General features: G+C 37.7%; 14 protein-coding genes and 1 pseudogene. 12 read left to right on the top strand and 3 right to left on the bottom strand.

The window, feature by feature from the left end; genetic code table 11:
* Positions 1 to 79 precede the first annotated feature (79 nt).
* Positions 80 to 298 (top strand): annotated as a pseudogene (locus tag BQ6100_RS11655) (SDR family oxidoreductase); the annotation flags it as partial.
* Positions 299 to 336: 38 nt separating this feature from the next.
* Here the strand turns inward: BQ6100_RS11655 and BQ6100_RS11650 are convergent.
* Complete coding sequence (locus tag BQ6100_RS11650; RefSeq protein WP_075983540.1) at positions 337 to 537, bottom strand: alpha/beta-type small acid-soluble spore protein; 201 nt, start codon at positions 535 to 537, stop codon at positions 337 to 339.
* Between the two features lie 425 nt (positions 538 to 962).
* On the opposite strand from BQ6100_RS11650, the gene BQ6100_RS11645 reads away from it, so the two are divergent.
* From BQ6100_RS11645 to BQ6100_RS11620, 6 genes are all read left to right on the top strand, one after another.
* Positions 963 to 1787, top strand: a complete 825-nt coding sequence (locus BQ6100_RS11645; RefSeq protein ID WP_075981788.1) for an electron transfer flavoprotein subunit beta/FixA family protein — start codon at positions 963 to 965, stop codon at positions 1785 to 1787.
* Between the two features lie 20 nt (positions 1788 to 1807).
* The gene (locus tag BQ6100_RS11640) at positions 1808 to 2830 is read left to right on the top strand and encodes an electron transfer flavoprotein subunit alpha/FixB family protein (protein WP_075981787.1); all 1023 of its coding nucleotides are present in this window, start codon (positions 1808 to 1810) and stop codon (positions 2828 to 2830) included.
* A complete protein-coding gene (locus tag BQ6100_RS11635; protein WP_075981786.1) occupies positions 2823 to 4118 on the top strand; it encodes an FAD-dependent oxidoreductase in 1296 nt (431 codons plus the stop codon). Before BQ6100_RS11640 ends, BQ6100_RS11635 begins: the two co-directional genes overlap by 8 nt.
* A complete protein-coding gene (locus tag BQ6100_RS11630; protein ID WP_075981785.1) occupies positions 4118 to 4399 on the top strand; it encodes a ferredoxin family protein in 282 nt (93 codons plus the stop codon). Before BQ6100_RS11635 ends, BQ6100_RS11630 begins: the two co-directional genes overlap by 1 nt.
* 285 nt (positions 4400 to 4684) lie before the next feature.
* Positions 4685 to 5212 carry an RNA polymerase sigma factor gene (locus BQ6100_RS11625; protein WP_235816518.1) on the top strand — a complete coding sequence of 176 codons (528 nt, stop codon included), beginning with the start codon at positions 4685 to 4687 and terminating at the stop codon, positions 5210 to 5212.
* Positions 5196 to 6287: a DUF4030 domain-containing protein gene (locus BQ6100_RS11620; RefSeq protein ID WP_075981783.1), complete on the top strand. Its 1092-nt coding sequence runs from the start codon at positions 5196 to 5198 to the stop codon at positions 6285 to 6287. Before BQ6100_RS11625 ends, BQ6100_RS11620 begins: the two co-directional genes overlap by 17 nt.
* A 43-nt stretch (positions 6288 to 6330) precedes the next feature.
* Here the strand turns inward: BQ6100_RS11620 and BQ6100_RS11615 are convergent, their stop codons facing one another.
* A complete protein-coding gene (locus BQ6100_RS11615) occupies positions 6331 to 7785 on the bottom strand; it encodes a hypothetical protein (RefSeq protein ID WP_075981782.1) in 1455 nt (484 codons plus the stop codon).
* Between the two features lie 234 nt (positions 7786 to 8019).
* Here BQ6100_RS11615 and BQ6100_RS11610 point away from each other — a divergent pair, with 234 nt between their 5' ends.
* From BQ6100_RS11610 to BQ6100_RS11590, 5 genes are all read left to right on the top strand, one after another.
* Positions 8020 to 8814, top strand: a complete 795-nt coding sequence (locus tag BQ6100_RS11610; RefSeq protein ID WP_075981781.1) for an ABC transporter ATP-binding protein — start codon at positions 8020 to 8022, stop codon at positions 8812 to 8814.
* A gap of 73 nt (positions 8815 to 8887) precedes the next feature.
* A complete protein-coding gene (locus BQ6100_RS11605; RefSeq protein WP_235816586.1) occupies positions 8888 to 9856 on the top strand; it encodes a bile acid:sodium symporter family protein in 969 nt (322 codons plus the stop codon).
* A gap of 334 nt (positions 9857 to 10190) precedes the next feature.
* Positions 10191 to 10775 carry an LOG family protein gene (locus BQ6100_RS11600; protein WP_075981779.1) on the top strand — a complete coding sequence of 195 codons (585 nt, stop codon included), beginning with the start codon at positions 10191 to 10193 and terminating at the stop codon, positions 10773 to 10775.
* Between the two features lie 56 nt (positions 10776 to 10831).
* Positions 10832 to 11185, top strand: a complete 354-nt coding sequence (locus tag BQ6100_RS11595; protein ID WP_075981778.1) for a YkgJ family cysteine cluster protein — start codon at positions 10832 to 10834, stop codon at positions 11183 to 11185.
* Positions 11186 to 11390: 205 nt separating this feature from the next.
* On the top strand, positions 11391 to 12458 hold the full coding sequence (locus tag BQ6100_RS11590) for a GGDEF domain-containing protein (RefSeq protein ID WP_075981777.1): 1068 nt from the start codon (positions 11391 to 11393) through the stop codon (positions 12456 to 12458).
* Between the two features lie 110 nt (positions 12459 to 12568).
* On the opposite strand, the gene BQ6100_RS11585 is transcribed toward BQ6100_RS11590, so the two are convergent.
* Complete coding sequence (locus tag BQ6100_RS11585; RefSeq protein WP_075981776.1) at positions 12569 to 13243, bottom strand: SOS response-associated peptidase; 675 nt, start codon at positions 13241 to 13243, stop codon at positions 12569 to 12571.
* Between the last annotated feature and the right edge of the window lie 185 nt (positions 13244 to 13428).

Here is a 13428-nt window from a genome sequence, read left to right as displayed (position 1 = left end):
TCCTCTAATAGGTCTTCTTTATATTGATAATGTGTGTAAAAGGTTCCGCTTTATTAAGGTCGGCTCTCTCAACAATATCAGTTCCATCGCACCAGGTGGAGTAAATACGAATATTGGGACTACCATGAACCAGCCAAACGAGTTTGGCGCTGGAAAGGCAATGTCAGGGGCGGTTATTAACCCAAGAGCAGGTGAGCCAGAAGAAATCGCAAAAGTAGCTCTGTTCTTAGCTTCAGATGATTCAAGCTTTGTTAATGGTACAGTCATTACAGCTGATGCTGGTTGGACAGCCTATTAAATATAGGGGAGAGGCCAGCGTGAAAGGCCTCTCTATTTTTACTGGTCTTGCTGATTTCTACTTCTTAGCTGTTGTTCTCCTAATGCGACGAGACGTTTTGTCATTTCGCCGCCAACAGAGCCATTCGCTCGTGCGGTCGTATCTGCACCAAGTTGTACTCCAAACTCATTGGCAATTTCCTCTTTCATCTGTTCCAGTACGTTTTCTGAACCAGGAACCAAAAGCTTGTTTCTACCCATGATGATCACTCCCGACGATTGAATTTGAGCAAAAAGCATTTGCTCCTCCTTAGCTTAACCACATGAAAATGATGAATTCAGTTAAGGAGGAGAAAATATCAAGTAAAAAAGCAATCAAATACAAAAAATACCATTAACAAGCCTGATATTGTGAAATCCTTCTCAAAGTGTGATTTTTATCACTGTATATTTCAGAATATTCATATAAAATTTAGAAAAATTATCTAATACAGTATAACACCACCGATACCTCATCTTTTCTACACCATGACCTACATACTACAATTTTTACTCTATTAGAAATATCAAGTTGCCTTTTGAAGGGAATGAGTTTTAACGGTTTTTATCGGGATGAACGCTCCACCCAAACAAAAAATTTAAGAGCGTTTTCATAAAATTGTCATATTTAAGAGAGGAATGATGGTATGCACATTGTCGTCTGTATCAAGCAGGTGCCTGATACAAAGATCATTAAGATCAATCCAAAAACGAATACACTTGACCGACGCAGTGCTCCCGCGATTTTAAATCCATATGATGCACATGCCGTTCAAGAAGCTGTTCGACTTCGTCATTTGATTGGTCATGGAACGATCTCGGTAGTATCCATGGGACCGCCACAAGCTACAGCAATTATTAAAAAGGCTGTAGAAATTGGCGCAGATAGAGGATACTTGGTGTCTGACAGAGCGTTTGCTGGTGCGGATACTTTAGCAACAAGCTACGCGTTAGCTAAAGCAATTGAGAAAATCTCTAAGGAGGAGCAAGTGGATCTTGTTTTTTGCGGCAAGCATGCCATTGATGGAGATACAGGTCAAGTGGGACCTGGAATTGCAAGGAGAATGGACATCCCACCAGTAACAAACGTCATTGAAGTTCAGGAATTCAAGCCAACTGAAAAGAAAGTAATCTTGAAAAGAAAGCTGACCAATGGATATCAGCTTATAGAGGCCGACCTACCATGCTTAGTCACAGTTGAGAAGGAAATAAACGAAATTGCGTATGCACCAATGCCAAATATGATGAAAGCAGCACGTTACAATCCCGAAATTTGGTCTGTAAAGGATCTAGAAGACGTAGACAAAACCAAGCTTGGATTAAAGGGATCACCGACTGTAGTAGGAAAAATGTTCACCCCTCCAAAACATGAAGGCGGAGAAAAGCTTGAGGGATCGGCAGAAGAGCAAGTAGCTCGTCTCTTAGATTTGCTTAGTGACAAAAAGGATTTATTTCAATTAGTAAAAAATTGATAAAGGATGGTGTTCCTAATATGGTGGAAGAATACCAAGGAGTTTGGGTATTCATTGAACAAAATGATGGCGTAATTGAAGGAGTCTCCCGCGAATTATTAGGAGCAGGAAGAGCTCTTGCTGATAAATTAGAGGTACCATTAGCCGGAGCATTATTAGGAGAAAATATCACAGAACTCACTAGAGAAGTCATTGCCTATGGAGCAGATGAAGTCTATTATATCGATCATCCTGTACTTAAGGATTATCGTACGGAGTCATATATGAAAGGTCTTATGCTTTTAGCACAAAAGTACAAGCCAGAGATTATTTTATATGGAGCCACTCCAAATGGCAAAGATTTAGCAAGTGCCGTTGCTACAGATTTGAACACAGGGTTAACAGCAGATACAACCATGCTTGATATTGATATGGAAAAGAGGTTGCTTGAAGCAAGTAGACCAGCATTTGGTGGGAACATCATGGCAACGATTCTTTGTAAAGTCAATCGCCCACAGATGGCCACGGTCCGTCCAAAGGTCATGAAAGCATTAGAACCTGATGACAACCGTGTGGGAAAAGTGATTCAGGAAGATATTGATTTAAAAGAAGAAGATATGCGTACACGTGTACTAGAGATTGTGAAGAACGTATCAAAGACGAATTTAGCCGATGCTCATGTGATTGTTGCTGGGGGAAAAGGTCTTGGCGATGAAAATGGATTCCAGCTCGTCAAGGATTTGGCAGAAGTGATTGGAGCAAGCTACGGTGGGACAAGGGATGCGGTAGAAGCGGGATGGCTTCCTCATGAGTTGCAAGTAGGACAGACGGGAGAAACGGTTACACCAAAGGTTTATTTTGCGATAGGAATTTCTGGAGCGATACAGCATGTGGTCGGAATGAAAAACTCAGAAACCATCATCGCCATAAACAAGGATCCAAATGCACCGATTTTTGATATTGCAAACTATGGAATTGTTGGTGATGCATTAGAAGTTGTTCCAAAATTAATCGAGGGGTTCAAGGAGCTTTTAGGGGATAAGGCAGGTGTCGTTCATGTCTGAGAAATTTGATGTTATTGTGGTTGGCGCTGGCCCAGCAGGAACTGCATGTGCCTATACATGTGCGAAAAAAGGATTAAAGGTATTGCAAATCGAACGTGGGGAATATCCAGGGAGCAAGAACGTCATGGGTGGGGTATTATATAGAAAACAAATGGAAGATATCATTCCAGAATTTTGGAAGGAGGCACCTATTGAAAGACCAATTGTCGAACAACGGATGATGATGTTAGAAAAAGAATCAGCCGTCACATTTGGTTATAAGGGACTTGAATGGGGGCAAGAACCTTATAATAATTTTACAATTTTACGTGCCAAATTCGACCAATGGTTCGCTGATAAGGCAGTAGAAGAAGGGGTTCTACTCATCAATGAAACCGTTGTGAAAGAATGTATTGTTGAAAATGGAAAAGTGGTTGGGGTAAGAACGGACCGACCTGATGGAGATGTGTTTGCTGATGTCATTGTATTAGCAGATGGTGTGAACTCTCTACTCGCCAAACAGCTCGGATTTCATCGGGAATTACGCCCTGATCAGGTTGCTCTAACGGTAATGGAAGTCATTAACCTTCCTAAGGATGCGATTAACGCACGATTTAATCTTCAGGAAAATCAAGGCTGTACGATTGAGTTTTTTGGCGAAGCAACGAAGGGAAATCTTGGCACGGCCTTCTTATACACCAACAAGGATAGCGTAAATATCGGTGTCGGCACGACATTATCCAGTATGATGGAGGCCAAGCTAAAGCCATACGAATTACTTGATCAACTGAAGGAGCATCCAATTGTGAAGCCATTCCTTGAAGGGGGAGAATCTGCAGAATACTTAGCTCACTTAATTCCAGAAGGTGGCTATCATTCAGTCCCAAAAGTAGCTGGAGATGGAGTTCTAGTTGTTGGGGATGCAGCTCAGTTGGTTAACTCGATTCATCGTGAGGGGTCTAATATGGCGATGGCCTCTGGAAAATTAGCCGCAGAAACCATTATTGATGCGAAGGCAAGAGGAGATTTCAGTGAATCCTCTCTTAATCAATATCGAACAGCTCTTAATGAAAGCTTTATTATGAAGGATTTGGAGAAATACAAGGATACGACTCATACCTTTGAACATAATCCACAGTATTTTAAAGAATATTTGCCATTCCTAAATCGTGCCGTTGGTGAATTTTTAACGGTTGATGGAACAGCTAAGAGGGACAAACAGAAAGATATTATGAAAGAGCTAAAGCACAAAAGAGGAACCATTCGCATCTTGAAGGATGCTTACCGAGCTTGGAAGGCGGTGAAATAATGTCAACGAAAACACTTGAAGAAAAACAGTATCTAGTCCGCTATAAAGCCGATAAAAAATCACATCTCACTATTTTAGATCAAGATGTTTGTGCTCGTTGTGAAGAAAAGTATTGCACTCATTTCTGTCCAGGTGAGGTATATAAATGGGAAGGGACCCGTATGCAGGTGGGTTACGAAGGCTGCCATGAATGCGGAAGCTGTCGGATCGGTTGCCCAAGTCAAAATATTAAGTGGGAATACCCATTAGGTGGCCATGGAATCGTCTTCCGTTTGGCTTAGTGGTTATTTGTAGCAAGTTTTTTTAAAATAAGAGGATAATCAGTTCTAATCAGGAACGATTATCCTCTTTTTTACATATATAAATATATCTTTTGCAAAATGGGCTTATTTTTGTAAAAATGACTCATAGTCCAATCTAATATTGTTATTTTTTTAAAATAACCTTCACAACCAATCCCATACTTAATTCTTTATAAACTACATAGAAAAAATTTTTCAATAAAAATAAAACTTTTTCAATACTAATTCGTCTAAGTAATGAACATCAAAAAGGAGGGAAGAGAGTTGTCAGATATACATAGGGGAGAAATTGCTGAATGGTATGACATCCATAGCAAATCAGTTTTGAGTTTTATCTTATTAATGATTCATGATTATCAGCAAGCAGAGGATCTAACTCACGATACCTTTGTTAAGGCATATATAAACTATGATTCATTTAAAAAGAATTCTAGTGAGAAAACATGGTTGTTTAGTATTGCTCATAATTTAACCGTGGATTTTTTGAGAAAGCGTAAACCGAGCATTATTTTAAAAGAGGTTCTTTTACTAAAAAGGGATCATAAACCATTGCCAGAAGAAGTGGTACAAGTTAAGGAGGAATCTTACGAGCTTTATAAAGCTTTAGAGGAAATGAAGGAATCATATAAGAAGGTCATTATCTTAAGAAAAATTAAAGATTTCTCTATTGAGGATACAGCCATAATATTAAATTGGTCTGAAAGTAAAGTGAAATCAACTCTTCATCGTGCCTTGCCTCAATTAAAAAAGAAGCTAAGAAAGGAGGGTTCCTTCTATGAAGAAACCATTTGAGGATAAAGAATTTGAAGAATCCTTAAGGAAAATGGAAACGGATCTATTATGGAAGAAAAGTCAAAAGCAAGAGCTGAAGGATAGAATTTTGAAGGATATTGAAGGGATTCAATGGATGGAAGAGAACAAGAGCCCAGTCATTGCATCTACCATAAGAAAACAGAGCATTGGTCGGAGATTGGCTTACACTGGGGCAGTGCTAGCGGTATTATTTGGTTTGTTTATTGGAACCACCTTCTTTTCTCCAGCTATGGCTGAGGTTGCTGCAAAAATTCCATATTTAAATAAAGTGTTTCAATTAAAACCATTAAATGAGGTCTTGTGGGAAAAATTACAGGCTGAAGGGTATAAAATTGAAACAATTGGTGGGAGTGCCCGTGAAATTAGTATTTCGATTGGGGGTTCAGATGCCTACTACAATGAAGTCAGAGGGAAGGTAAAAGAGATAGCAGAAGGAATTTTAGAGTCAAGAGAATATGATGCTTATAAGGTAAAAGTTATTAAATCAATCGAAAGAATGAATGAATCTACTCCGATTTCTGATAGAGATCAAGCGATTCAAGATACGATGATGGAAATCCAAAAGGAATTGGAAAAGTTAGATGTCAATGTTCTTGCGCAAGGGTATGGGTATTCTGCACCTAATACGAAAAAGTTCAGGGTGCAAATAGATGTTCCAAATACTGAAACAAGAGACGAGGTTATTAAACAGATTATTAATCAAAAGTTTGAGGAAAAAAACCTAAGTAATTACTCCATTGATATCAAGAAAATAGATTTAGTTCAAAGAGAAAGAGAATCGAAATGGGATAGGGTATTTCCAACTATTATTGAAGGTTTAACAGCAAAAAAAGAGTACAAAGTCACTGGATTTGCCTATTCTTTTCACCCGGCACCACTTCAAATCATCATTAAAACCTCTATTGAGAGTACAGACAAGGATGCAGCAGAAAGGGCAGCCATTATAGAAGAAACGATTGAAGAATTCTTACATTCTGAAGAAATAAAAAGTGAGATCGAAGGCGAACCATATCAAATCATCATCAGAAGCAAGGATAAAAAGCATATAAACTAGGTGACAGGCACCTTCCATAAAATGGAAGGTGCCTGTCACCATTCTAGTCTACCAAATACCCACCGATTCCAATTTTTACGTCGTTATAGGAGTTTCCGTAGACTTTAAGCAAATAGGATAAATTAATCGCGTTATGGTCTTCGAAGATGATTAGCTTTACTCTTGTGTTAGGAGTGAATTGATAATAGGTAGATGTTCCATTAACGGTCATAAAGCCTGATACAGATCGAGATTGGTCATAGCCATAAACGACCTGATATGGAACTTGAACCTGGTCTAATAAACGATATAACTCTTCTTCAGTGAGACTATAACGCCAATAATAATTAATTATTGTCTGATATTTTTGGGAGGTTGGATTTTCAACCTTGATATCTTCGTAAATTGGCTCCTGAACGGTATAGGTATATGGTTCCTTTTCTATATAAGTAAAGGGCTGATTTTCTAATTTCGTTCCAACCTGCTCATTAATTAAATATTCATTGTAATTTTCCTTCGTAGTGTATGCTTCCTGTTTGGTTTTATTGATAGAACGATATTTGGTAATCGATTTTTCACCAGACTTAACGCGACTTGCTTTTGTTGCTACATATTTGGATGGAATATATGCCATGGCTTTTTTTCTTCCTGGCTCCCAGGTCATACTGCCTGAGATATATTTTCTATTAACATATACTTTTTTCGAAATTTGTTTTTGTTTTACCCATTTTCCACGAATCTTTTGATAGGGAGTATATTTGACTGTTGCGTAATAGCTCCCGCTTTTTTTCGTTAGGGTAGTATTTTTTGGAACGGAAAGGGTTACTTTTTGCCCTTTGCTATTATAGTATTTTGTACTTGTATTAATGCGTTGATGATTATAAGTTCTTTCGACTTTTTTATAATGATCATAGGAAATGGTTGCTTTATACCAATCCTTGTTCACTCTGGTGAGCTTCGTGAATTTAGACATACTTACGTAATATTTCTTCCCATAAGGGTTAGTCGCCGAAAGCTTATATTTTGTACTAGTTTTGGTGTAGGCTTGTGTTTTTTGCTTGGCGGTGTATGAGTACACGGTTTTGTATATGGGTTCTTTGACCGTATACGATTGCTTTTCTTGATAAGGGACAGTTTTATATTTTGTTATTTCTTTTTGCTTAGGAATAATTTTGATTTCTCCATATTGTTTCGCATTGAGGTAAGACTGTTGATCATACAATCTATTTGTATATTCGTTACTGAATTGATAGAACCCATCCCCAGTTTTTCCAAGGAATTCGCTGATCACAAAATCATAAACAGGTACTTCTACTTCTTTATAACCGGTTATTTCTTTATCCTTGAAACCATTTTTTTCAATATCCTGATAACCAACTAATTTCTGCTCCGTATGATACATCGCATTTTCGGCTAATGTATCAAGTGAAACTGCAGCAGCACCAGCGTTAGTTTCAGGTAGTAGCAGGCCAACAGTAAGTAAAGAAATGAAAGCTGTGATAACCCCTCTTTTTATCATATTTAAATTCCTCCGATGTATGTACTATGTACTAGATACTATATTAATATTTTAACAGCTTTGTAGAATACATGTTCTGGTACATTGTTCCAAATAGGGTGACAGGCACCTTCCATAAAATGGAAGGTGCCTGTCACCCTATTTTTTAATTTTATTGTTATAATAGATAAATAACAGAATATTTTCATAGTTTAGGTTGGTCTTAAAGATGGAATAATTGGAGGGGGTTTTGATATGATAATACAGCTTGAAAACACGTGCTTGAAGCGGGATGGGTCGTGGATTTTAGAGAATATCAATTGGAAGGTGAATAAAGGGGAACATTGGGTAATATTTGGCTTGAATGGTGCAGGGAAAACGGCCTTACTTAACGTCTTGAACGCATATGAATTCCCAACGAAAGGGAAAGTCAAAGTTCTAAATAAAGAATTTGGTAAAACGATGCTCGGAGAAGATCTTCGTAAGAAAATTGGACTTGTCTCTTCGTCTTTACAGCAAAAGTTTTATCCAACAGATAATGCCTTTGAGATTGTGTTAAGTGGTGCATTTGCTTCCATTGGCCTTTATGAGGTTCCATCAGAAGAAAATAGAGAAAAAGCTATTTCTCTATTAAAGGAGTTGGGCTGCTATGAATATGCAGACCGTTTATATGAAACCCTATCCCAAGGAGAGAGGCAACGGGTTCTAATAGCAAGGGCATTAATGTCTGATCCCGAGATATTAATATTAGACGAGCCAACGAATGGACTTGATTTTATTGCAAGAGAAGCACTTCTTGAAACGGTTGAGAGAATTGGAGAAAGTAAGAATGGTCCAACCATTCTATATGTCACTCACCATGTAGAAGAAATTCTGCCTATTTTTCAGAAGACCTTACTTCTAAGAAATGGGAGGGTCTTTGCATCAGGCAAGACCATTGATATGATTTCAAGCTCCACATTATCCAGCTTTTTTGAATTGCCTGTTGAAGTAATCTGGAACCATAATCGCCCACTTATAGCCAAAACCTCTAAAGTTCAAGTAAAATAGGGATTTGACTCTAGCGAGGTTGCTTGTATTATTGTATTCTAATTGGACTAATGAAACTAGTAGGAGCGATTTCATCGTGTTACAAAAGTTAAATAGACAGCTGGAAAAGATCATGCCTCTAATCACTCCAACAAGCTTGGTTATTGGAGTGCTGTTATCGACATATTTAAAAGATTTTTCTCCATTGATTCCGTGGATATTTGCCTTTATGACCTTTTCGGGTAGTTTAAGCTCAAATTTCCGGTCATTAAAGGAGGCATTTACACATCCGATGCCACTGTGTATTGCCTTTATTATTTTACACATTTTGATGCCTTTATGGGCTTGGGGTGTGGGACATTTTGTGTTTCGTGATGATTTACTTACAATAACAGGTCTCGTTCTTGCCATGGCGATTCCAACGGGGATATCAAGCTTTATTTGGGTGTCAATTTACCGGGGGAACATTCCTTTTACACTATCCATTATTTTGCTGGATACTCTTTTATCACCTTTAATCGTGCCATTTACTCTTTCTATTTTGGTTGGCTCAAAGGTTGAGATGGATGTTTTAAGTATGATGAAGGGGTTAATTGGAATGGTTGTTCTCCCATCCATACTTGGAATGCTTTTGAATCAGATGACAAAAGGGAAGGTCGCTACCGATCTCGGAAAACACCTCGCCCCATTTTCAAAGATTGGGATTGGGTTGGTTGTTATGATTAATGGCGCGATTGTATCTCCCTACTTAAAGAATGTCGATGGGAAATTAATTATCATTGCTATAACAGTATTATGTATTGCCTTTACAGGTTATTTGTTCTCATTCCTAATCGGAAGGTTTATTTTAAAGGATCGGGAAGCGGTGGTTGCTTTAACCTTTACTGGCGGAATGAGAAATATCAGTGCTGGTGCAGTCCTTGCTGTATCCTATTTTCCTGCACCCGTTGCGATTCCTGTTATTATAGGCATGCTCTTTCAACAGGTGCTTGCTTCCTTATATGGTTTGATGGTTGATCGATATTATAGTAAAAAGGTTTATAATCTTCAACAAACTGGATAAAAAGTGGTATTCCCTGTTAGAATGCCCCTTTCTCAGTTGAGGGGTCCCAAATGGAGGATGCTAATTTTGTTCAGAAATATCTGATATTATTTCTTGGGAAAGCGCAGGACTAGACATTTCCTGCGCTCTTGTTGTCGGATAATGGAGATATAACACTAAAAGTAAGAACTTTGTCAATAGAGGTTCGTTTCATTCCGACTATTCTGTAGAATTATGTTTGATGTTGTCATTTTTATCAGTGAAATTATTTCATTTTTGGATAAAAATATGATTATTTCTAACAGAATCCTATGTTAGAATGGGAAAACAACGATGAAAAAGGGGAGGATTGATGATGAAATCAGTTGCTGTTTTTTGTGGATCAAGTCCAGGAAATAATCCAATTTATATGAAAGAGGCAAGGAGACTTGGTGAAATCCTTGCTGCAGAGGGAATAACCTTGGTTTATGGTGGATCGACTGTCGGTTGCATGGGTGCAGTGGCAGATGGTGTTCTCGAAAACGGGGGCTGCGTCATTGGGGTAATTCCAAAAAGTCTGCAGGATGTCGAAATTGCTCATCACCATTTAACCGAACTTCATATAGTAAAAGATATGCATGAAAGAAAGGCAATGATGGCAGAACATGCTGATGCGTTTATCGCATTACCCGGCGGTGCAGGGACGATGGAGGAATGGTTTGAAGTCTACACTTGGGCACAGCTAGGTTATCATGAAAAACCATGTGCGTTGTTAAGTATCAATCATTATTATGAGCCGTTATATTCTCTTTTTGACCATATGATTAATCAAGGTTTTTTAAGAAAGGAATATAAGGATGATTTAATATTAATAGAAAAGGATCCGGCCATCCTAATTGAACGAATCAAAAACTATAAAATGAACTTTCAACCAAAATGGAATGAAAGAAGGAAAAAATAATTGACCAGCAACTAGCTAAATAAATGAGTTAAAATCAATGTAAATGAGGGGAGAAAATGGAAGCTTTACAATGTCAGAATTGCAAAGGATTATGCTGCGGCCCTGTCCCGGTGACAGAGCAAGAGCTCAAAAAAATTAGAAAAAAAGTAAAATCTATGCCACCAAAGCTTCGGACGCAGCTTCAAAGTCAAAACAGGCATTTCGGAACTTGCATTTTCTATGATTTAGATAAAAATCAATGCGGAATTTATTCTGCAAGACCAGAAACCTGTCGCCTGTTTGGTTACCACAAGGATTTAGTATGTATGTTTCATCCCCAGCTGGCAACAAAAGAATTACCCAAAGGGTTTTCTGCTAAGAGGAAGAATGAGAGAATGCTTACGTTAGACATTACTTGGAATGACTTCTAAGATATCTCATTTTTAACTCCTCTATAGGAAAAGGAAAATAGGTTACATAAACACGAACGGGTGTAAGTCCTTGTTGAACCTGTTTCGTGTTTTTTTTCATACGGAAATATTTGAATATTCTCCATCTTTCTAACAAAGAGCACAATAGCGATAGTGATATAATTATAAGTGAAGAAATGGTCACTAATTAGAGGGTGATGAAGAGTTGAAAGAATCATGGTTGTATAACCATCCAGCTTTTTCAGAATTAAAAAGGAAAATTTATCTAGTTGTTCTACCAGTGTTACTTTTTACATTTTTTATCGTATTTTTTTACGGGTTTAAAAATGAGTTTTTCACCTCATCAAGAATGGTCATTTGTTTAGTTCTGTTTTTTGGACTTTCCTTTTGTTATCTATTTCTCCTTGTAATAAGAAATCGATTGGATATTGTGGAGATTGCAGCATGTACGATAGCCGTCTTTTCCTTTCTATATGGAATGCATGAATCAATCATCCATTATCTTGGGGTGAATGGAAATAATCTTTTAGGGCCGGTCTCCTATTGGACTCCATTGTTATTTATCTTTTTTTACTTTACCTTTAGAGGGGCAGTTGCCTTAATTTTTTCATTAGTGGTCTTTTCTTTTAGTGTAGTATTAGGGTTCTATCACGTGTTTTTCAGTAATCTTGTGAATCCCTCTACGATTTATACCTTAATACAATATTATTTTTCCAGCTTGGCAACAATCATTGCTATTAACTATTTTCATAGAATTATAGAAATTTATCTTGAAGCAGAAGTTTCTCAAAAGAGGGCTAATACAGACTACTTAACGAACTTACCGAATAGACGAATGCTTGAACAGCAGTTAAATGAAGAAATTGAAAAGTCTAGAAGAAGTCAAACCACTTTGTCGGTTATTTTATTTGATATCGATCATTTTAAAATAGTCAATGACACGTATGGACATGATGTTGGGGATAGGGTATTGAAGGAATTGTCACAAACAGTACGTGAGAATATTCGGGATACGGACTATTTTGGACGCTGGGGCGGAGAGGAATTTCTAGTAATTGCTACAAGAAAGAATCTTCAGGATGGAGTTGTTCTAGCGGAAAGAATGAGAGAAACCATCGCGGGCCACAAGCACAACACAATAGGCTATATTACATGTAGTTTTGGTGTGGCAGAGCTGCAAAAGAATGAGCAGGCAACAAGTATAATCAAACGAGCCGACCTTGCCCTTTACAAAGCGAAAAAGAACGGTCGGAATCAAGTTGGTACTAATTGATAAAGAGATCGTTGCTTAGAATTGAAGAGATTCTGGGCAATTAAGCGTCTTATAAAAGATTAAGGCCAGGCAGAGTGTGTGAAGTATAAACTCTGCCTGGTCTAAATTAATCAACATATTTTCTGAATTAACTCAATGGAATTGTTTTTCGGTGAATTAACGAGTGAGGAAACCTCATATGCTTCCATCAATTCCTTGTCATATGGCTTTAAGAAGAGGCTAAGTTGTTGAGGGTCCGTTAAAGACCTATCCAGCCATGCCTTTTCATCCTCTCTTTTTAATATGACCGGCATACGATCATGAATGGGTTTCATAAGAGGGTTGGCCTCTGTAGTTATCACTGAGCAGGAAAAAATCGATTCACCAGATGGGGATTTCCATTGCTCCCAAATCCCTGCCATGGCAAATAACTCTTCGGATTTCAAGCGTATGCGCATCGGTGTTTTCTCTTTTCCTTCTCGTTTCCATTCATAAAAGGAGTCTGCAACGATCAAGCATCGTTTCTTTCGAAATGCGCTTCGAAAGCTAGGTTTTTCTCCAAGGGTTTCAGCTCGAGCATTGATTAATTTATAACCGATTGATAAATCCTTTGCCCATGGAGGAACAAGCCCCCAACGTAAAAAACCCATTTTGTTCTCTTTCCCATTATTAATAACAGCCATGACGGATTGTGATGGAGCTATGTTATAGCTAGGTGAGTAATCATCTTCTAAAAAGGTGAAGATGGCCTCAAAGCGATTAGCTATTTCTTCAATGGATGCTGTTAATGTAAACCTACCACACATAGAAAAAAAACCTCCTTTATATTTTGTAGATGTATAGAAAATGTTATATTAAAAAATCTTTTGAATGGGTGATAGTATCGCCAAAACTCTTCCTTTACAACCATTATTCATTTCCTTCATCTAAGCAAACATATAAGTTTGCTGAAGTGTTCAAAAATGGAAATAGTATTAAATAATTATCATAG

Source organism: Bacillus massilinigeriensis, assembly GCF_900117315.1.
Lineage (GTDB): Bacteria > Bacillota > Bacilli > Bacillales > Cytobacillaceae > Bacillus_BE > Bacillus_BE massilionigeriensis.
This window is presented reverse-complemented; position numbering and strand designations above follow the sequence as displayed.

Excerpts from the sequence above, each read along its gene's own strand:
- BQ6100_RS11595 (WP_075981778.1), top strand. The coding sequence starts at position 10,832 with ATGGAAGCTTTACAATGTCAGAATTGCAAAGGATTATGCTGCGGCCCT.
- BQ6100_RS11640 (WP_075981787.1), top strand. The coding sequence starts at position 1,808 with ATGGTGGAAGAATACCAAGGAGTTTGGGTATTCATTGAACAAAATGAT.
- BQ6100_RS11650 (WP_075983540.1), bottom strand. The coding sequence starts at position 537 with ATGGGTAGAAACAAGCTTTTGGTTCCTGGTTCAGAAAACGTACTGGAA.
- BQ6100_RS11600 (WP_075981779.1), top strand. The coding sequence starts at position 10,191 with ATGAAATCAGTTGCTGTTTTTTGTGGATCAAGTCCAGGAAATAATCCA.
- BQ6100_RS11620 (WP_075981783.1), top strand. The coding sequence starts at position 5,196 with ATGAAGAAACCATTTGAGGATAAAGAATTTGAAGAATCCTTAAGGAAA.
- BQ6100_RS11585 (WP_075981776.1), bottom strand. The coding sequence starts at position 13,243 with ATGTGTGGTAGGTTTACATTAACAGCATCCATTGAAGAAATAGCTAAT.
- BQ6100_RS11630 (WP_075981785.1), top strand. The coding sequence starts at position 4,118 with ATGTCAACGAAAACACTTGAAGAAAAACAGTATCTAGTCCGCTATAAA.
- BQ6100_RS11635 (WP_075981786.1), top strand. The coding sequence starts at position 2,823 with ATGTCTGAGAAATTTGATGTTATTGTGGTTGGCGCTGGCCCAGCAGGA.
- BQ6100_RS11645 (WP_075981788.1), top strand. The coding sequence starts at position 963 with ATGCACATTGTCGTCTGTATCAAGCAGGTGCCTGATACAAAGATCATT.
- BQ6100_RS11615 (WP_075981782.1), bottom strand. The coding sequence starts at position 7,785 with ATGATAAAAAGAGGGGTTATCACAGCTTTCATTTCTTTACTTACTGTT.
- BQ6100_RS11610 (WP_075981781.1), top strand. The coding sequence starts at position 8,020 with ATGATAATACAGCTTGAAAACACGTGCTTGAAGCGGGATGGGTCGTGG.